This window comes from Hugonella massiliensis, assembly GCA_001486445.1.
GTDB classification, from domain to species: Bacteria; Actinomycetota; Coriobacteriia; order Coriobacteriales; family Eggerthellaceae; genus Hugonella; species Hugonella massiliensis.
Window position 1 is genome coordinate 1,261,163 of sequence record LN908986.1, and the last position, 19,596, is coordinate 1,280,758.

17 protein-coding genes and 1 pseudogene are annotated in these 19,596 nt (G+C 64.0%); 9 read left to right on the plus strand and 9 right to left on the minus strand.

Annotation, left to right across the window (positions count from 1 at the left end):
• Positions 1 to 7: 7 nt before the first annotated feature.
• Positions 8 to 355: a DNA repair protein RecN gene (locus BN3270_RS09725; protein WP_334258428.1), complete on the minus strand. Its 348-nt coding sequence runs from the start codon at positions 353 to 355 to the stop codon at positions 8 to 10.
• Positions 356 to 1,442: 1,087 nt separating this feature from the next.
• Positions 1,443 to 1,517, minus strand: a pseudogene (locus BN3270_RS09730) (hypothetical protein); the annotation flags it as partial.
• A 152-nt stretch (positions 1,518 to 1,669) separates the two neighbouring features.
• Here BN3270_RS09730 and dtd point away from each other — a divergent pair.
• Positions 1,670 to 2,152 (plus strand): D-aminoacyl-tRNA deacylase, encoded by a 483-nt coding sequence (gene dtd / locus BN3270_RS08215; protein ID WP_058986615.1) that lies wholly within the window; start codon positions 1,670 to 1,672, stop codon positions 2,150 to 2,152.
• A 58-nt stretch (positions 2,153 to 2,210) separates the two neighbouring features.
• Positions 2,211 to 3,209: an EFR1 family ferrodoxin gene (locus tag BN3270_RS08220; RefSeq protein ID WP_058986616.1), complete on the plus strand. Its 999-nt coding sequence runs from the start codon at positions 2,211 to 2,213 to the stop codon at positions 3,207 to 3,209.
• Here the strand turns inward: BN3270_RS08220 and BN3270_RS08225 are convergent.
• Entirely contained in the window at positions 3,206 to 3,634 is a 429-nt protein-coding gene (locus BN3270_RS08225; RefSeq protein WP_058986617.1) for an RrF2 family transcriptional regulator, read from the minus strand. The two genes, BN3270_RS08220 and BN3270_RS08225, sit on opposite strands and share 4 nt — an antisense overlap.
• 309 nt (positions 3,635 to 3,943) lie before the next feature.
• Between BN3270_RS08225 and BN3270_RS08230 the strand changes: the two genes are divergently transcribed.
• Positions 3,944 to 5,572 (plus strand): glycosyltransferase family 39 protein, encoded by a 1,629-nt coding sequence (locus tag BN3270_RS08230; protein ID WP_058986618.1) that lies wholly within the window; start codon positions 3,944 to 3,946, stop codon positions 5,570 to 5,572.
• Between the two features lie 336 nt (positions 5,573 to 5,908).
• A complete protein-coding gene (ngr, locus tag BN3270_RS08235) occupies positions 5,909 to 6,685 on the plus strand; it encodes a nigerythrin (RefSeq protein WP_082673438.1) in 777 nt (258 codons plus the stop codon).
• 140 nt (positions 6,686 to 6,825) lie between these two features.
• On the opposite strand, the gene uvrB is transcribed toward ngr, so the two are convergent.
• A complete protein-coding gene (uvrB, locus tag BN3270_RS08240) occupies positions 6,826 to 8,952 on the minus strand; it encodes an excinuclease ABC subunit UvrB (protein WP_058986619.1) in 2,127 nt (708 codons plus the stop codon).
• 97 nt (positions 8,953 to 9,049) lie between these two features.
• Positions 9,050 to 9,655: a dephospho-CoA kinase gene (coaE, locus tag BN3270_RS08245; protein WP_058986620.1), complete on the minus strand. Its 606-nt coding sequence runs from the start codon at positions 9,653 to 9,655 to the stop codon at positions 9,050 to 9,052.
• A gap of 383 nt (positions 9,656 to 10,038) precedes the next feature.
• On the opposite strand from coaE, the gene BN3270_RS08250 reads away from it, so the two are divergent.
• The 5 genes from BN3270_RS08250 to pstB are packed head-to-tail and all read left to right on the plus strand — an operon-like array spanning position 10,039 to position 14,779.
• Positions 10,039 to 11,004: a phosphate ABC transporter substrate-binding protein gene (locus tag BN3270_RS08250; protein WP_082673439.1), complete on the plus strand. Its 966-nt coding sequence runs from the start codon at positions 10,039 to 10,041 to the stop codon at positions 11,002 to 11,004.
• A 27-nt stretch (positions 11,005 to 11,031) separates the two neighbouring features.
• Positions 11,032 to 12,000: a phosphate ABC transporter permease subunit PstC gene (gene pstC, locus BN3270_RS08255; RefSeq protein WP_082673440.1), complete on the plus strand. Its 969-nt coding sequence runs from the start codon at positions 11,032 to 11,034 to the stop codon at positions 11,998 to 12,000.
• Positions 11,993 to 12,952: a phosphate ABC transporter permease PstA gene (gene pstA / locus BN3270_RS08260; RefSeq protein WP_082673441.1), complete on the plus strand. Its 960-nt coding sequence runs from the start codon at positions 11,993 to 11,995 to the stop codon at positions 12,950 to 12,952. Before pstC ends, pstA begins: the two co-directional genes overlap by 8 nt.
• A gap of 19 nt (positions 12,953 to 12,971) precedes the next feature.
• Positions 12,972 to 13,823 carry a phosphate ABC transporter ATP-binding protein gene (locus tag BN3270_RS08265; RefSeq protein WP_271711969.1) on the plus strand — a complete coding sequence of 284 codons (852 nt, stop codon included), beginning with the start codon at positions 12,972 to 12,974 and terminating at the stop codon, positions 13,821 to 13,823.
• Positions 13,824 to 13,864: 41 nt separating this feature from the next.
• Positions 13,865 to 14,779, plus strand: coding sequence for a phosphate ABC transporter ATP-binding protein PstB (gene pstB, locus BN3270_RS08270; protein ID WP_082673442.1), 915 nt, complete (start codon positions 13,865 to 13,867; stop codon positions 14,777 to 14,779).
• A 124-nt stretch (positions 14,780 to 14,903) separates the two neighbouring features.
• Here the strand turns inward: pstB and rpsA are convergent, their stop codons facing one another.
• The 4 genes from rpsA to BN3270_RS08290 form a co-directional block, all read right to left on the minus strand.
• Positions 14,904 to 16,109, minus strand: a complete 1,206-nt coding sequence (gene rpsA / locus BN3270_RS08275; RefSeq protein ID WP_058986621.1) for a 30S ribosomal protein S1 — start codon at positions 16,107 to 16,109, stop codon at positions 14,904 to 14,906.
• Between the two features lie 265 nt (positions 16,110 to 16,374).
• Complete coding sequence (locus BN3270_RS08280; RefSeq protein WP_058986622.1) at positions 16,375 to 17,661, minus strand: ArsB/NhaD family transporter; 1,287 nt, start codon at positions 17,659 to 17,661, stop codon at positions 16,375 to 16,377.
• Between the two features lie 143 nt (positions 17,662 to 17,804).
• Entirely contained in the window at positions 17,805 to 18,143 is a 339-nt protein-coding gene (locus BN3270_RS08285; RefSeq protein WP_058986623.1) for a P-II family nitrogen regulator, read from the minus strand.
• Between the two features lie 28 nt (positions 18,144 to 18,171).
• Positions 18,172 to 19,491 (minus strand): ammonium transporter, encoded by a 1,320-nt coding sequence (locus BN3270_RS08290; RefSeq protein WP_058986624.1) that lies wholly within the window; start codon positions 19,489 to 19,491, stop codon positions 18,172 to 18,174.
• Between the last annotated feature and the right edge of the window lie 105 nt (positions 19,492 to 19,596).

Consider the following 19,596-nt stretch of genomic DNA (forward strand, 5'->3'; position numbering starts at 1 on the left):
GGGCACGCTAGTCCCTGCGCGCCTCGAGCATCTGCCGGGCATGCGACAGGGACGCCTGGCTTTCGTCGCCCGAAAGCATCCGGGCGATTTCGCGCACGCGTTCTTCGCTCGACAGGCGCACGAGCTGCGTTTCGGGTGCATCGTCTCCTTCCTTGCGCACCAGGTAGTGCACCGAGCCCGCCACGGCGACCTGTGCCAGGTGGGTGACGACGATGACCTGGTGCGTGCGCGCCAAATCGACGAGGACATCGGCGAGCGCGCGCGCCACGGCACCGCCTACCCCGGCGTCGACTTCGTCGAACACGAGCGTGTCGACCGCGTCGGCCTCGCCGAGCACCACCTTGATTGCGAGCATGACGCGGCTCACTTCGCCGCCCGAGGCTATTTTCGCAAGCGGGCGCGCCGTCATCCCCGAGGCGGGCTGGAAGAGAAACTCGACGTCGTCGGGGCCGTGCGCCGTCCACTTGGCGCGCGGAAGCTCTTCGACCGCGCAGACGAGCCGCGCGTGGCCGAGCTCGAGCCGGGCCATCTGGGCCGTTACCGCTTCGGAGAAGCCGGGGGTCGTAGGCTTCCCGCACTTCCTTCATCGTGGGGCCCCATTTGCGCATGAGCAGCTGAAGCTCGCCCATGCGGTTCTGCATGGCTTCGAGGTCGGCCTCGTCGAAGTCGACCGCATCGCCCCATGCGCGCACGTCGCGCGCCACGTCTTCGACGATATAGCCCGCTTCGCGCAGGCTCTGGGCGAGCGCGCCCAGATCGGCGTCGACCGACGCCACCCCCTCGAGCAGGGCCGCTGCGCTCCCGATCGTCTCGATCGCGCCCCCGTCGCCGGAAAGCGCCTCGCGGGCGCCCTCGACAGCGCGGGACAGGTCGGCCGCATTTTCGACCTTGACCACCTGTTGGGAAAGCTCGTCGTACTCGCCTTCGAGCGGGTGCACCTCGTCGATGCGGGCGAGGACGAACCGGGCCGCTTCCACCGACTGGGCGTCGAGGCGCCCCGCCTCGCGCACCGCTTCAACCGCGCGCGCGGCCTCCTGCGCCCTCTTGAAGGCGTCCCGATAGGCGTCTTGGGCGGCGCCCACGTCCCCTTGCGCCCATTCGTCGAGCACGGCCCGATGGTGGGCCGATTTCATAAGGCGCTGGTGTTCGTGCTGACCGCAGAGGTCGATCGTGGCGCCCACCGTCTGGGCGAGTTGCTTGACGCTGGCGATCGACCCATCGATGCGCACGCGGCTGCGGCCGTCGGCGCTCACCGTGCGCTCGGCCACGCAGCCCTCCGCCTGCTCCGCTTCCCCGCCGCCGTGAAGGGGAAAGAGGCGGCCTTCGACCCGCAAGCCCTCTTCGCCCTCGCGCACCATGGCGGCGTCGGCGCGATCGCCGCCGAGCAGTTTGAGCGACCCGAGCAGGGCCGTCTTACCGGCGCCCGTTTCGCCCGTGATCACCGTAAGCCCGCGGGCGGGTGCGAGCGTGGCGTCGCGTATGAGCGCAACATTCTGGACATGCAGTTCGTCGATCATGGGCGCTCCTTTTTGCCTCAGGGTGGTAACGCGAACAAGTGTACCATTTCACGAGCCAGGGAAAAGCTTAGTGCACTTCGCGCGCAAACCTAGCGAAAAGCTATCGCCGCCTGCGGTATGCTGTGCCCACACGCGATTTGAGGGAGGCACCCATGAGGGCTTTGCTGCAGTGCGCGACGTACGCATCGGTCAAGGTAAACGACGATACCGAAGGAACCTTCGAGGGCCTCATCGACGGCGCTCCGGCCCGGTCGATCGACCGGGGACTCGTTATCTTCCTGGGCGTGGGCACTTCCGACGGCAAGGCCGAGGCCGAAAAGCTCTGGCGCAAGATCTCGAAGCTGCGCATCTTTCCCGACGAGAACGGGAAAACCAACCGCTCTCTTTCCGACGTGGGCGGGGGCGTCCTCATCGTGTCGCAATTCACCCTCTACGCCGACTGCAGGCACGGCAACCGGCCGAGCTTCACGGCGGCAGGCGACCCCGCACGCGCCCGCGACCTCTACCGCTCCTTCGTGGCCCTGGCCCAAAGGGAGGTCGAGAACGTTGCTGTAGGGGAATTCGGCGCCGACATGAGCGTCTCCCTCACCAACGAGGGCCCCTTCACGATCTGGCTCGACACCGACGCCCTCTAGCCAGCACGCCTACCCGCGCACGGCCCGCCGCCCTGCGTCCTGCGCAAAGGAACCACCGATGATCTTCTACTTCACGGGAACGGGAAACTCGTTCGCCGCCGCCCATACCATGGCCGAAATCACCCATGACGAGCTCGTCGACATCGGCGAGTCCTATCGCATGGGCCGTTTCGGCTTCCGCGTCGAGCAGGGCGAGACCCTGGGCTTCGTCTTCCCCGTCTACGACCGCGCCGTCCCCCGCATCGTAAGCGCCTTCATCGACTGGCTCGCCTTCATCACACCCAACGGCAACCCCTTCGTGCCCGGCTACTGTTTCTGCGCAATCACCTGCGGGGAGTCGGTGGGCACGGCGGCCAAGGCGTTCGCCAAGGAGCTCAAGGCCGCCTTGAACATCCGCCTGGATGCCTCGTATTCGATCGAAGACGTCGACAACTGCATTATCAAGCACTCGCCCGGGTCGCCCGAGGAGCGCCGCATGCGCAACCACGCCGCCCACCGGCAGGCCCGCGCGGTTGCCTTTTCAGTCAACGCCAAGCGCATGGGAAGCATGGAGAAGAAGGGTGCCTGGAGCGCAGCCGTAGGGGCGCTTTCGGCCTTGGGCTCGCATGCGATCGACATCGAGCCCTTCACCGTCGATCGGTCCGTCTGCGTGGGCTGCGGGACCTGCGCCCGCCTCTGCCCCACGCATACGGTGACGATCGAGAACGGCGCGCCGCGCTGGGACGGAGACCAGTGCACCCTGTGCCTGGCCTGCCTGCAGCGCTGCCCGGTGTTCGCCATCGATTACGGAACGCGCACGCACGACCGCGACCGCTACGTGAACCCCGTCTTCAAGCGCACGCCCACCCGCCTGACGGCGCTCGCCGCGAGCGTGGACATGACCGTCCCCGACCCCGACGACGTCGTGCGCCAAGGCGAATACGAGGAACCAGACGTCGACGAGCCGAGCGCGGCGGCCCTTTCGCCCTATGCCGCGCCTGACGCCGGCGCGACCCCGGACGATCGCGCTTGCGCACACGAAAACGGAGCGGCCGAAACCGACCGCCCCGCTCGCTAGCCCGCTTGGGGAACGCGCACCTGCTTGCGCACCATATCGTCGACCGAAACGCTGTCGACGTAGCTTTCGATGGTTCGGTCGAGCCCGGTCCAAAAGTCGACCGTCTCGCATTCGCCGCGCATGGGGCAGATGCCCGCGCCTTCTTCCAGGCAGGCGACGGTCGCCATGCTACCTTCGCTCGCCCGCAGGATATCGCCGGCCGTGACCTCGGTCGCCGGACGCGAGAGGCTGTAGCCCCCATGGGCCCCGCGCGTGCTGCGCAGCACCCCGTAGCGGGTGAGCTGGCCGGCGAGCTGTTCCATATACTTGACGGAAATGCCCGTGCGTTGGGCGGATTCACGCAGCGCCACCGGCCCCTCGCCGGCATGTTCGGCGATATCGATGACCATGCGCAGGGCGTAGCGGCCTTTCGTGGAAATCTTCATGCGTCGTCCTTTCAGAGCTTTTGATGAGAGTATGGCACAGCTTCGACGTCTGCTGGCAGTAATTCCCAGTAAATGATTAGGAATTGTGAGGTTCCCGCGACCTCGCCCGCGGGCGCCCGGGGCACGGACGGCTATGGGAGCCCGCAAGCTTTCGCAGGAGCCCTGCCCCCGCACGGTCCGCGGCCTGAGCGCAAGCCGCGACATTCGCGCGCCCACGCCGCGCCCTTCCCGTGCGCCTACGAAGGTCGCTATTTCGTGGATGTTCCGTCGAAGAGATGTGGCGGCGGCGCGAGCGGGTACCATACGCCTATGGCTTCCAATCGACACCCCCTGCTCTCCTCCCGCTGGTTCCACCTCCTCGTGCTGGCGGTCGGCGCCGCCTACCTGCTTTCGGGCGCCTTCCACGACAACATCTGGTTCGACGAGAGCTACTCGGTCGCAATCGCCAACTACTCCTTCCCGGAAATCTGGCACATCACGTCGGGCGACGTGCACCCGCCCCTCTACTACTGGGCCCTGCACGTCATCCACCTTTTGGGCGGCGACATCACCGCCTACCGCGTCTTCACCGCGCTGGGTTCGGTGGCCATGGCCGCCATCGGCTTCACCCACCTGCGCCGCGATTTCAGCTGGCGGGCCGGCCTGCTCTTCACCATCTTCGCCCTGTTCACGCCTTACGTGTCCTTCATTGCCATCGAAGTGCGCATGTACGCCTGGGCCTCCTGCCTGGTCATGCTCACCTTCGTCTACGGCCTGCGCATCATCCGCTGCAAACCGACGCCCGACGGGGCGCGCCGGACCCCCCGCTCGACCTGGGTCCTCTTCGCCGTCTGCTCGCTTGCAGCGGCCTACCTGCACTACTTCGCCGTCATGTCGGTCTTCCTCGTCAACCTCGAGGTGCTCGTCTGCCTCTTGGTCAAGCGCCGCGAGCGCGCAGCCGACCTTAGGGCCTTCGTTATCCAGGCCGTTGCCCAAGTTGCCCTCTACACGCCCTGGCTCGTGTCCTTCGTCTCCCAGCTCGGCGTCGTGTCGAACACCTACTGGCTCAACTTCGAATTCCCCGGCACCCTCATCTCGCTCGCGCGCTACCCCTTCATCACGATGCAGATCGACTTCGCCTGGAAGGGCGACTACGGCATCGTCGCCCGCATCGCCGTCTGGGTGCTCATCGTGTGCGCAAGCATCCTGCTCATCGCCCTTGTCTACCAGGTCGTCAGGGCCGTGCGCGCCCACCGGCACCGCTCGGCGCAGCCCCGAACCCGCAACCCCTTGGCCCGTTTCGGCGACTGGCTCGCGTCGCCAGCGGTCCTGCCTGCCTTCCTGGGCATCGCGGTCTACGTGGGCCTGTTCGCCCTGTCGGGCGCGGCCTCGGCGCTCATGCATTCCTTCATGGTGTACTTCCGCTACGTGTTCATCGGCATCGGGCCCTTCCTCTTCGGCCTCGTCATCATTCTGCGCCGCGTCGACTCGAACGCCCTCACCGCTTCCGCCTGCGCGGTGCTCATCAGCATGGCGCTCGTGGGCCAATCCCTCATCCTGCGCGACGACTACTCCAACCAGAACCGCGAGCTCTTCCAGTACATGCAGGCCAACATCGGCGCCGACGACCTCGTGATCTCGAGCGACATCGGCATCGAGGGCGTCACCGCGGTCGAGCTGCCCGACATTCCCCAGTACTACATGGAATGGCAGAAGGGTAACTGGGATTTGGCCTATTCCTGCTACGAACCCACGCTGCGTATCGTGCACAGCTGGGAAGAAGTCCTCAACGACTACCACGGCTATTTCTGGGTGCTCGGCCAGTCGACCGATGCGGTTCCCCCGCGCGACGTCGACGACCTAAAAGCCAAGGACGGCATCTCCCTGATCGACACCCAGCTCTTCTACCGCCCCTACGAGCGCGGCTACTACACGATTGCCCTCATGTACAAGGAATAGGCTGCGCGCTCTCGGACCCCTCCTTAAGCGAAAGCCCACGCTCTCAGAGCCGTATCGCACGGGCGGTCGCTCCTTCGGGCGAGCGTATGGCCGGGATGCGCTCCATCACCGACTGGATGACGTATCCCCGTCCACACCTTGGGGGGCAGGCGCATCCTGAGTATCTTAACTAATGGTAAAGGCTCTTATTATGACAGGAAAATTCTGTCGTCACCAGTATGGTATCCCTCTTCTTATTAATATAGATTATCAATATCGACAGTGAGAGAGCTATCGTAACGCAGACGGCGTGCGAACTCTGCAGCATCGCACGCCGCATACACATGAGGAGGAGTCATGTCCGAACTGTCACGCCGCGACTTTATGAAAGGTGCCGTCATCGGCACCGCCGCCCTTTCCGCTGGCGGCCTCTTTGTTGGTTGCGCACCGAAGTCGTCCGCATCATCAAGCGCGAGCTCTCAGACGAGCAGCTCGAGCAGCGCAACGACGGACACCGCTTCCTACGTGCTCGACCCGAAGACCGCACCCGATGCCAGCACCGGACACAACTTCGACGTCGCGCCCGACAGCAAGACGACGGTCGGCACCACGCTTGAAAACCTGAAGTCGGCCATCGCCGGCGAAACGGCCGCCACGACCAAGTACGCTACGTGGGCCCAGGCCGCCGAAAAGGAGGGCTTCCCCGAGCTCAAGCGCCTGTTCACCTGCACGTCCGACGCCGAGAAGATCCATATCGAGCTGGAATACGCCCTGGCCAGCAAGCTGGATCCCAGCTACCAGAAGCCGGCGGTCCCCGACGTGCCCACCTACACGAGCGGCATCAACCTGATTGAAGCGGCCAACGGCGAGATTTACGAGACGTCGGACATGTACCCTTCCTTCATCAAGGCCGCTCAAGCCGAAGGCAACACCGAAGCCGTGCAGATCTTCACGCGCGCCAAGCTGGCTGAAGCCTATCATGCCGAACGCTATCTGAACGCCTACTCCATGATCGATACCCCAAGCGATGAGAAATACTATCTCTGCCCCGTGTGCGGCTACATCCACAAGGGCGAAAACTTCACGGCCTGCCCCATCTGCCTGACCCCCAAGGCTTCCTTCAAAGCCTACTAGGTTCCCTTTTCTCCTGTATTCCTTCCCTTCCTTCCCAGAACCGGCCGCGCACGCACCTGCGAGCACGGCCGGTCTCTTTGCCTCGCCCTACCAGGGGAAGGCCCTTCCGTTCGGTTACCCCAGCCGGAAAACGCGCGCGCTCACTTCCGCTTGCGCCTGCCGAAGTCGCTGCCCTTGCGGGCGCTCTTGCGCAGATCGGCCAAGGCGCTCTCCTCAGTCGAGCCTTCCACCTGGGCGCGCAGCTTGACGACCTGGTCGCGCAGGGCGGCGGCGCGCTCGAAGTCCATATCGGCCGACGCCTGCCGCATCTCCTCTTCCATCGACGCCACCACGCGGTTCACCTCCGACCGCGACAGGTTGGCCAGCTCGCGGTTGACCTCTTCGGCCGTGCGGTTGCCCGCATCCTGCTGGACGTAGTCGAGAATGTCGTTGACGTCCTTTTTAATCGTCTTCGGCACGATCCCGTGCTCCTGGTTGTAGGCCATCTGGATACTGCGGCGTCGCTCGGTTTCGGTGATGGCCAGATCCATCGAATCGGTGCGCTTGTCGGCGTACATGATCACCTGACCATGGGCGTTGCGGGCCGCGCGGCCGATCGTCTGGATGAGCGAGCGATAGTTGCGCAGGAACCCTTCTTTGTCAGCGTCGAGAATCGCCACCAGGCTCACTTCCGGCAGGTCGAGCCCCTCGCGCAAGAGGTTGATGCCCACGAGCACGTCGAACTTGCCCAGGCGCAGGTCGCGCAGGATGTCGACGCGGTCGAGCGTGGCGATGTCGGAGTGCATGTAGTTGGCCCGGATGCCCTCGTCGAGCAGGTGGTCGGTGAGGTCTTCGGCCATCTTCTTCGTGAGCGTGGTGATGAGCGTGCGCTCGTGGCGCTCGGCTCGGATCCGCGCCTCGTCGATGATGTCGTCGATCTGGCTGGCGGTGGGCCGCACGATAATCTCTGGGTCGAGCAGTCCCGTGGGGCGGATGATCTGCTCGACGCGGTTCTCGCTCACGCGCTTCTCATAGTCGCCCGGAGTGGCGCTCACGTAGACGAACTGGGGAATGCGCTCCTCGAACTCGTCGAAACGCAAGGGGCGATTATCCAGGCAGCTCGGGAGGCGGAACCCGTGCTCGGCGAGCGTGACCTTGCGGCTGCGGTCGCCTTCGTGCATGCCGCGGACCTGGGGCACCGTCACATGGCTTTCGTCGATCATGCAAACGAAGTCTTTGGGGAAATAATCAAGCAGGGTGTAGGGAGGCTCGCCGGGCGCGCGACCGTCCAGATGGCGGCTGTAGTTTTCGATGCCACTGCAGAAGCCCATGGTCTCCATCATTTCCAGGTCGTAGGACACGCGCATCTCCAAGCGCTCGGCTTCGAGCAGCTTTCCCTCCTCTTTGAACTGGGCCAGACGCTCGCGCAGCTCCTCGCGAATCGTCTTGATCGCATGGTCCATCTTGGGTTTCGCCGTCACGTAGTGCGACGCGGGCCAGATGGGAAGGGCCTCGTACTCGTTGACCACATGCCCGGTGACGTTGTCGACTTCGGTGATCGACTCGATTTCGTCGCCGAAGAACTCCACGCGCACCGGGTTGTCGGCGTAGGGCGGGAAGACGTCGAGCGCATCGCCGCGCACCCGGAAGGTACCGCGCGTCATCTCGTAATCGTTGCGGTCGTATTGGATGTCAATGAGGTCGCGGATCACGTCGTCGCGCTCCGCAGGCTTGCTCTTGTCGAGAAAGACCGCCATGCCCGCATAATCCATGGGGCTGCCGATGCCGTAGATGCAGCTCACCGAAGCGACCACGATCACGTCGCGGCGCGACAGCAGGGCGCTCGTGGCGGCATGGCGCAGCTTCTCGACCTCTTCGTTGATCGAGGCGTCCTTCTCGATGAAGGTGTCGGTCTGCGGGACGTAAGCCTCGGGCTGATAGTAATCGTAGTAGGACACGAAGTAGACCACGGCATTGTCGGGAAAGAACTCGCGCAGCTCGGCCGCGACCTGGGCCGCCAGGGTCTTGTTGGGCTCGAGTATGAGCGTGGGCCGCTGGGTGGCCTCGATCGTCTTGGCCATCGTGAAGGTCTTGCCCGAACCGGTCACGCCCAGAAGCGTCTGGTAGCGCAGGCCGTCTTCGATGCCGCGCGCCAAGCTCGCGATCGCCTGGGGCTGGTCGCCCGTGGGCTCGAAGGGGGCCACCACCTTGAAGGGCTGGGATGAAAGGCGCACTTCGGGCAGTTTGCCTTCCATTTCCGCCCCGTCAATATTTGAAAGATGCGGCATCGCTGCCTCCTTGAGTTCGCATCGCAGAAGCGGTCCCCACGGACGCCGCCTTCCGGCACCCGTGGGGACCGCACCCCAAGCCGTTATACCACGCTGGCTAGCGCTTCAAAATCTGTTCCCACACTTCGTCGACGCGAGCGCGCAAATCGTCGAGCGACCCCTTGTTGGAAATGACGTAGTCGCTCCAGAGGGCGCGCTGCTCGTCGGACACCTGACGCTTGATGCGGTTGCGCACGTCCTTTTCGGAAAAGCCCTTGGCTACGGCACGCTCGATGCGCAGGCGCGTGGGCGCCGTAACGCAGACGATGCCGTCGTCGCCGCGGAAGAGGGGGGCGAAGGTGCCGTCGGGGCCGTCGTAGGCCGAAATCTCGACGAAGGAAATCGCGCAGCCCTCTTCCTCGAGCTTTTCGAGGCGGTCTTCGGCCACCTTGAGCAAGCGCGGCTGCGTGATCTGGTTGAGCTTGACCGTCGCGCTCGGGGTGGCGAACGCCTTGGCCGCGAGCTTCTTGTGGTCGATTTCCCCGTTCGCGTCGAGGATGTCGCTCCCGAAGGTTTCGGCCAGCATGCTGATGACTTCGGGCTTCAGGAGCACTTCATGACCGCAGTCGTCGAGATCGACGCACTGGGCCCCATGCTCTTGCAGCATCCGCGAGACGGTTGATTTTCCCGAACCGATTCCGCCGATGAGCACGCATCTTTTCATAAAGTACCCCCCTTGCAGGCACCGTGCCGACCTGCGTGCACGGGCCAACTCGAACCCTCCGTATGGAACTCCTTCATCCTATCACGCGTACACCCGCCCGCACGCGATGGCCGAAATCGGTTCGGTAACCGTGCACCGTCAGGGGCCGCTTCGGCCCCCTAGCGACGATCGGCGGATTTTGCCCAATCTTTTCGCTTGCGGGGAATGTCACGGATGGGTCATGAACGGGCAAAGGCAATTCGTCGGCCGAAAGCAAATGGGCGCCCGAATTCAAAATCAGGGCAATATCTGCCCGCCGTCTTTCCCCACGCGTCCACGATGTCCCTATGATGCCGACCTGATGGGCCCTGAAGAGGCACCACGTAGATCGAGAGGATTAAGGTATGTCATATCGCATCGAAGGCACGCAGTTCTCACGCCGTTCGTTCTTGGGTCTGATGGGCGTCGCGGGCGTCACCGCGCTCAGCATGGGCCTGACCGGCTGCGGTTCCAGCTCGTCCAGCTCCGCCGGCTCGAGCTCGTCCACCTCTTCGAGCGCCAGCTCGAAGGCGCTTTCGGGCAGCATCACCGCCGTGGGCTCCACCGCCCTGCAACCACTTGTCGAAGCTGCGGCCGAACAGTTCATGCAGCAGAACCCCGGCGTGCAGATCACCGTTCAGGGCGGCGGCTCCGGCCAGGGCATCACGCAGATCTCCCAAGGCGCCGTGCAGATCGGCGATTCCGACGTCTTCGCCGAAACCAAGCTCTCCAGCGCCGACGACCTGGCCAAGATCAAGGACAACCAGGTCTGCATCGTGGGCATGGGCCCGGTCGCCCACAAGGACTGCGGCGTGACCAACCTGAGCATGGAACAGCTCCAGGGCATCTTCACCGGCAAGATCGCCAACTGGAAGGAAGTGGGCGGCGCCGACCAGGCCATCGTCGTCCTCAACCGCGCTTCGGGCTCCGGCACCCGCGCCACCTTCGAAGACGCCGTCCTGAAGGGCGTCGACGTTCCCGAAAGCTTCAAGCCGCAGGAGCAGGATTCCTCGGGCACCGTGGCCAAGATGGTCAAAGAGACCCCGGGCACCATTTCCTACCTGGCCTTCTCCTATTTCGACAAGGACATGGTGGCCCTTTCGGTAGACGGCGTCGAGCCCAAGGAAGACAAGGTGGAAACCAACGACTGGAAGATCTGGGCCTACGAGCATATGTACACCGCCGCCGACCCCGACGAGACCACCCAGGCCTTCATCGACTACATGATGGGCGACGACGTTCAGGGCAGCCTGGTCGAGCAAACCGGCTACATCCCCGTGACCGGCATGAAGATCACCCGTGACAAAGACGGCAACGTGAGCAGCAAATAACCCTGCACGATCGTTCGGAGGACAACGATGGCCGAAGCAGCACAGACGGCACGGGCGTCCCACCCCTCGCCCGAAACGTCGAAAGCGCGCGTTAAGCGCATGATGCCCAAAAGGCGCGTCGAGCTTTTGGGAAGGGGGATCAGCGGGGCATGCGCGGGCTTGGCGACCCTGCTCGTCGTTACGCTGATCTTCATGGTCGCCCAGCACGGCTTGGCGACCTTCACCGCCGACGGCATCTCTTTGGCCTCCTTCTTCGGGGGGACCACCTGGAACCCCCATGCCACCGACGACGCCGGCGCGCCCCTCGTGGGCGCGCTGCCCATGATCGTCGGCTCCTTCGGGGTGACGATCATGTCCACCCTGTTCGTCTTCCCCTTCGCCATCGGCGCCGCGATCTTCGTAGTGGAGATCCAACCCGCCTTCGGGCGCACGGTCCTGCAGCCCGTGACCGAGCTGCTCGTCGGCATCCCCTCGGTCGCGTTCGGCCTCATCGGCCTGACCGTGGTCGTGCCCTTTATCCGCGGCATCGCGGGCGGCACCGGCTACGGCCTGCTCGCCGGCTCCATCGTGCTCGCCGTCATGGTGCTGCCCACGGTCACCTCCCTGTCGATCGACGCCATCGCCGCCGTTCCCAACAGCTACCGGGAAGGCTCCTACGGTCTGGGCTGCTCTCGCTGGCAGACCATTTGGAAGGTCGTCCTGAAAAGCGCCCTGCCCGGCATCATGACCGCCCTCATCCTGGGGATGACGCGGGCGTTCGGCGAAGCGCTCGCCGTGCAGATGGTCATCGGCAACGCCGCCGTGATCCCCACCTCGCTCGTGACGCCGGCGGCGACCCTTACCTCCGTGCTCACGATGGGCATGGGCAACGAAGCCATGGGCACCCTGTACAACGACGTCCTCTGGTCGCTCGCCCTCGTGCTGCTCGCCATGTCGCTCGTCTTCATCCTCATCGTCCACCTGATCGGCCGCAAGGGAGCGAAGATCAATGGCTAACCCCGCAACGCCCGCACCCACCCCTCATGGCCTCATCGACCCCGATGCCGTCGTCGCCCACGTGACCCGGGCACGCCGGCAGAGCGCCGCGGCCACCGCCGTACTCACGGCGATCGCCGGCGCGATCTGCGTCCTGCTCGCGGCCATCCTGATCTACATCATCTCCGCCGGCGCGTCCAAAGCCTTCGACCCCGCCTTCCTGACCGGCCCGCCCCAGCAGTTCAAAGAGGGCGGCGGCATCGGCCCCGAACTGTTCAACTCCTTCTACCTGCTCGTGCTCACCTTGGCTATCTCGATCCCCCTGTCGCTGGGCGCCGCCATCTTCCTGGTGGAATACGCCCCCGACAATGCGATCACCCGCGCAGTGAAAACGGCAATTGAGGTGCTCTCCAGCCTGCCCTCGATCGTTGTGGGCCTGTTCGGCTTCCTGTTTTTCGTCCTGCAGATGGGCTGGGGCTTCTCGATCATCTCCGGCGCACTCGCGCTCACGATGTTCAACATCCCCATCCTGCTGCGCGTGATCCAGCAGGCGCTCGAAGCGGTCCCCACCGACCAGCGCGACGCCGGCTTGGCGCTCGGAATGACCCGATGGGAGACGACGGTACATATCCTGCTCCCCTGCGCCATGCCCGCGATCATCACCGGCGTGATCCTGTCAGCCGGCCGCGTGTTCGGCGAGGCGGCCGCCCTCATCTACACAGCCGGCCAATCGGCGCCCGCCCTCGACTTCACGAGCTTCGACCTCGCCAACCCCGCCTGCCCGTGGAACATCTGGCGCCCCGCCGAAACCCTGGCCGTGCACATCTGGAAGATCAACTCCGAAGGCGTGGTCCCCGACCTCACGGCCGTATCCGACGGCACGGCGGCCGTGCTCGTGATCTGCATCCTCGCCTTCAACCTTATCGCCCGTTTCGCCGGCCGCCGCATTTCCAAGAAGCTCACGGCCGAATAGAGAAAGCTGATCAGCGCACATGGAACAAATCAAGATGAACGCTCCGGCCGCGCCGGCTGCCCCCGTGTCGTCGCACACGCAGGTGGCGCAGGCCCGTGCCGTATCCAAGGAGGTTGCACTCCGCTCCCGGGACACGGGCGTGTTCTACAACGACGACCGGCAGGCCCTGCATGAGGTGAGCCTCACCTTCCACAAGGGCGAGGTCGCCGCCCTCATCGGGCCCTCGGGGTGCGGAAAATCGACCTTCCTGCGGTGCCTGAACCTGATGAGCCGCGAAATCCCCCACTGCCGGATCGTCGGCTCGATCGAATACCATGGCGTCGACATCGTCAACGAGAAAATCAACCTCTTCGATCTGCGGACCCAGATCGGCATGGTCTTCCAGCAGCCCAATCCCTTCCGCAAGTCGATTTACGACAACGTCGCCCTCGCCCTGACCCGTCACGGAAGGGCCGCCAACGCTGCCGACCTCGACGACCAGGTGGAGGCCGCGCTGCGGGAAGCCGTCCTCTGGGACGAAGTGAAGGACGACCTGAAGAAATCGGCCTGGGCCCTCTCCGGCGGCCAGCAGCAGCGCCTTTGCATCGCCCGCGCCCTGGCTCTTCGGCCGGACGTCCTGCTCATGGACGAGCCCTGCTCGGCCCTCGACCCCATCGCCACGCGCGCGATCGAGGACACGGCGCGCCGCATCGCCGAGGCGGGCATCTGCGTGATCATCGTGACCCACAACATGCAGCAGGCGGCCCGCGTCTCCGACACCACGTCCTTCTTCTATCTGGGCGAGATGGTCGAAACAGGACCTACCCGGCAGATGTTCACCGCCCCGAAAGACCCGCGCCTTGCAGCCTACATCTCCGGTCAGTTCGGCTAACCCACCCCGTTCCACCGCATCCTGATTCGAGGGAGTTTATCATGCAGCAACAATCCAAGAAAGCACGCAAGTCCGATACGGTCCCCGAAGGGGCCGCACGTTCAACGGCGGGCGCCGCCCCCCGCGTATCGCTGATCGACCGCGCCGCCGTGCTCGAGGAGGCAGACGCCATCTCGCATTACGCGGCTCCAGTCGACGCCAACGCGGACGTGAAGATGCGCACGCGCAACGTGAACCTGCACTACGGCGATTTCCATGCCCTCAAGCACGTCAACCTCGACATTCCCGAACACGAGGTGACGGCGCTCATCGGGCCTTCGGGCTGCGGTAAATCGACCTTCCTGCGGTGCCTGAACCGCATGAACGACCTCATCGAAGGTTGCCGGGTGGAAGGCGAGATCCTGCTCGACGGGATTGACGTCTACCGAGACCTCGACCCTGCGCTCTTGCGCTGCCGGGTGGGCATGGTCTTCCAGCACCCCAACCCCTTCCCCATGAGCGTCTACGACAACGTGGCCTACGGACCCCGCGCCCACGGCATAAGGAAACGCGCCGACCTCGATAGAATCGTCGAGCAGAGCCTGCGCGACGCCGCCGTCTGGGACGAGCTGAAAGACCGCTTGGATGCCAACGGCCTGGGTCTATCCGGCGGCCAAGCCCAACGCCTCTGCATCGCCCGCGCCTTGGCCATCACCCCCGACGTCTTGCTCATGGACGAGGCGACGAGCGCCCTCGATCCCCTTTCAACGGCCAAGGTCGAGCAACTCGTCGCCGAGCTCAAAGACCGCTACACGATCGTCATGGTCACCCACAACATGCTGCAGGCGACCCGCGTGGCCCAAAAGACCGCCTTCTTCCTCATGGGCGAGATGGTGGAGGCGGGCCCGACCCTGCAGATCTTCGAAGACCCCAAGGACACGCGGACGAAAGACTACGTGTCGGGGCGCTTCGGATAGGGCGAGGCATTCCTTCCGACACGTCAGCACAACAAGCACGGCAGCTCGATACGCGATCCCCCCAAAACGAAAAGGGCGCCCTCCCGAAGGAAGGCGCCCTTTGCATGCGATCTATGCGCGCGAGCTATTCGGCTTCGCGGGCGGCGCGCTCGGCGGCGCGCTTGGCCTGGCGAGCTTCCTTGGCGGCAAGCTCTTCCGGCGTGGGGTCGGCAACGGCGATCTCGATGCCCAGCTCGTCGGCAGCGGCCTTCATGGACAGGCTGATGCGACGACGCTCGGTGTTGACGTCCATGACCTTGACCTTCACTTCGTCACCGGCATGCACGACCTGGGTCGGGGTGTCGATGTGCTTGTTGGCCATTTCGGAGATGTGCACGAGGCCTTCGACGTTGGGGCCGAGCTCGACAAAAGCGCCAAACGGAACGGTCTTGGTGACCTTGCCGTCCTGGATGGAGCCCACGGGGTAGTTCTCGACGAGCTTGATCCAGGGGTCGGGCGTGGTCTGCTTGAGGCCGAGCGAGATGCGCTCGCGCTGCAGGTCGACGTCGAGCACCTGAACCTCGACTTCCTGACCGACCTTGACGACCTCGGAAGGATGGTTGACATGGGACCAGGACAGCTCGGAGATGTGCACGAGGCCGTCGATGCCGCCGAGGTCGACGAAAGCGCCGAAGTCGACGATCGAGGACACGGTGCCCTTCAGGCGCATGCCCTTGGACAGGCGGGAAAGAATTTCCGCACGCTCGTTCTTGCGGCCCTCTTCGAGGAGGACGCGACGGGACAGGACCACGTTGTTGCGGTTGCGGTCCATTTCGATGACGCGCGCTTCGAGTTCGGTGCCCAGGTAGGCGTCGAGATCCTTGACGCGGCGCAGGTCAACGAGGGAGGCAGGCAGGAAGCCACGCAGGCCGATGTCGAGGATGAGGCCGCCCTTGACGACTTCGATGACCTCGCCGGTAACGGTTTCCCCGGCCTTGAACTTCTCTTCCACGGAAATCCAAGCGCGTTCGTACTCGGCGCGCTTCTTGGAAAGAATCAGACGACCGTCCTTGTCTTCCTTCTGCAGAACGAGGGCTTCGATCTTGTCGCCCAGGTTCACGATTTCAGAAGGATCGGCATCCTTGCGGATGGACAGCTCGCGAACGGGGATGACGCCCTCGCTCTTGAAGCCGATGTCGACGAGCACTTCATCGTGCTCGATCTTCACTACCGTGCCGTCAACCAGGTCGCCTTCGTCGAACTCGGTCAGCGTGCCATCGATCATCTGGTTCATCTGCTCGTCGGAGATGTCCTCGAAGTCGATGACGGACGGATTTTGAATTTCGGTCAAAATGGACCCCTTTCGAAAATAGAGGGACCCTTCGTCATGATTGCGTGTACATATGCCATGTTCACGGTGCCGCTTGCACAGCGGCAAGCCAAACATGTCTCGGGGGCCAACAGTTCCTGCTTGCATTCCGTTTTTGCAAGCTCGCCCAGTGTACCACAGGCAAGGCCCCGCCCCCGCCAGAATCGGCGAGCGCGGGGCCTTGCGCACAAGCCCTTCACGTTGTGATCAGCTGCGACGTTTCTGCAGCTAAAGGGCGATATTTTCGCTAAGCGAACAGGGCAGGCGCATAGCGTACGATGCAGTAGACCGTGGCCACCGCAACGGTGAGCAGCATGATCGGCATGCCCTCTTTGGTGAAGTCCATGAAAGTGATCGGATAGCCTTCCTTGGTGGAAATCGAAGAGAGCACGACGTTGGCGCTCGCGCCGATGAGGGTGCCGTTGCCGCCCAGGCAGGCGCCCAGGGACAGGGCCCACCACAGGCTCGACACGTCGACGCCCGTGGCGCCGATAGCGGTGATGATCGGGATCATGGTCGCCACGAAGGGGATGTTGTCGAGGATGGAGCTGATGATCGCGCTCGCCCACAGGATGACGAGCATGAGAGCCAGCGGATTGTCGTTGGTGATCGACATGAGCCACTGGGCGAGCATGGTGATCACGCCCGTTTCAGACAGGGCGCCCACCACCATGAAAAGGCCGCAGAAGAAGCCGATCGTCGTCCATTCGACGCTGAAGACCGACAGTTCCAAGTCGGCCTTGCCGATGAGGAGCATGATGCAGGCGGCGGACAGGGCGATGACCGACGAGTCGAGCCCCAGCTGGCCGTGGAGCATGAAGCCCACCACCACGAGGGCGATCATCGCCAGGCTCTTCTTGAAGAGGGCCAAGTCGCGAATGTGGTCTTTGGGCTCGAGCGCCATGACCTTCTTGCGGTCTTCCTCGGACGAGTCGAGCTTGCGCCCGTAGACGAACTTGAAGACGACGATGACCACGACAAGGATGATGACGACCGCCGGCGCGTCGTTTGCGATGAAGTCGAAGAAGGTAAGACCCGCATTCGAGCCGATCATGATGTTGGGCGGGTCGCCGATCAACGTCGCGGTGCCGCCGATGTTGCTTGCCATGATTTCCGTGACGAAGTAGGGCACCGGGTTGGTTTCGAGCAGCTTGCATACCACAAGCGTCATGGGGCCGACGAGGAGCACCGTCGTGACGTTGTCGAGAAAGGCGGAGAGAACGGCCGTGATCAAGATGAAGGCCACCATGATCCGCCAGGGGTCGCCTTTGGCCTTCTTCGCCGCGGCGATAGCCGCGAACTCGAAGAGACCCGATTCCTTGACCACCGACACGAAGAGCATCATGCCGAGCAGGACGCCGATCGTGTTGAAGTCGATATGGCTGATGCCCGTGTCGAAGGAGATGACGCCGGTGATGATGAGGATAAGCGCGCCCGCCAGAGCCGCAACGCACCGATGAACCTTTTCGGAGGCCACGAGCGCCATGACGCCGACGAACACGATGATAGAGATGATTTGCGCTGAGGTTAACATGCCATCCCGTCTCGTTGAACTGTCTGTAACGTCACCCGATTGTAGGAGATAGTCCACAAAACGGCAAAGCGGCATGCTCCAGGCCGAAACGGGCCCGAAACATGCCGCCTGGAAAACGGATGCGTTTCCACGTACGCGGTGGCTTAAATGGCCGCCTCCCCGCGCTCGCCGGTACGGATGCGCACGACTTCCTCTACGCCCGAAACGAAGATCTTGCCGTCGCCCACCTTGCCGGTGCGCGCCGCCTGGCAGACGACGTCGAGCACCTTGTCAACCTCTTCGTCGGCAACGATCAATTCGAACTTGACCTTGGGGACCATGTTGAGCAGCACTTCGGTTCCGCGGACGTATTCGCTCCATCCGTGCTGGTTGCCGCAGCCCTGCACCTGGCTGATGGTCATGCCGTTAACGTCGACTTCGAACAGGGCGTCCTTGAGCTTTTCCATCTTTTCGGGACGTACGATAGCGGTAATCCTCTTCATGCGGGAACTCCTTTCCTCTCCCAGATCTTTAGTCGAGGCCCATGAAGGCCGGGTAGGCCGACTCGCCGTGGACCGTCACATCGAGGCCGAGGGCTTCATCCTCTTCGCTCACGCGCAGGCCGCCGAAGGCCGCCTTCACGACGAGGCCGATGACCAGGCTGCCGACGGCAACGAAGACGATCGTGACGAGGATACCGAGAATCTGGCTGCCCAGAAGGCTGGGGTCGCCCGTGTAAAAGAGGCCGCCATAGTCGGTCCAGGACAGGTCGGGCACGCAGAACAGGCCGGTGAGGATGCCGCCCGTGATGCCGCCCACGCAGTGGCAGCCGAAGGCGTCGAGGGCGTCGTCGTAGCCGAACTTTGCCTTGGCCTTGGAAATCGCCAGGTAGCAGATCGGGGACACGATGATGCCCATCACGACAGCCGCCCAGGGCTCGACGAAACCGGCAGCGGGCGTGATGACGACCAGGCCGGCAACGAGGCCGGTGGCGCCGCCGGTGAGCGTGCAGTGCTTGGTCTCGAGCTTTTCGACGACCAGCCAGGACAGGCAGGCAGCGCCGCTGGCCGCCACCGTGTTCACCAGCGCCAGGCCCGCCGTGCCGTCGGCCGCGAATTCAGAGCCGGCGTTAAAGCCGAACCAGCCGAACCACAGAAGGGTGGCGCCCAGAAGAACGAAGGGCACGTTGTGCGGACGGTTGCGCATGACGCCGAAACCCTTGCGCTTGCCGAGCAAGATGCACAAGATGAGGCCGGTGAGGCCCGAAGAGATGTGGACCACGTCGCCGCCGGCGAAGTCGAGAGCGCCGATCATGCTGCCGATCAGGCTGCCCTCGCCGCCCCAGACCATGTGGGCCAAGGGGGCGTAGACGAGCACGACCCAGGCCACGCAGAAGGCGATGACCGCACCGAACTTCATGCGGCCGGCCACGGCGCCGGTGATGATGGCCGTGGTGATCATGGCGAAGGCCATCTGGAAGACGACGTTGATGATGGCCGGGTAGGTTGCCTTGACCGCCGTCGGATCGATGGCGCCCGCCCCGGTGAGCACCGCGAAGACATCGGGCGTGTTGGCCGCTTCGTCGAGCATGTCCTGGACGGTTCCGATCAGTCCGATTTGGTCGAATCCGCCGAAGAAAGGAATCGATCCGTCGCCGCCGTATGCGAACGACCACCCGCATACCACCCATGCGACAGCGACGACACCGATTACCGCAACCGACATGATCATCGTGTTGACCACGTTCTTACGGCGCGACAAACCGCCGTAGAAGAACGCGAGCCCGGGCGTCATGAGCAGCACGAGCATCGTGCAGACCAGCATGAAGGCCGTTGATCCCGTATCGATCATGATGTTTCCTCCTTGCATCCCATGGCCCCGCCGGCGCGCCCGGCCGGGCCTCATTTCGCGTACAAGAAGGATTGTTGCGCCCCGCGGCGCCCGATGACGCGAGGC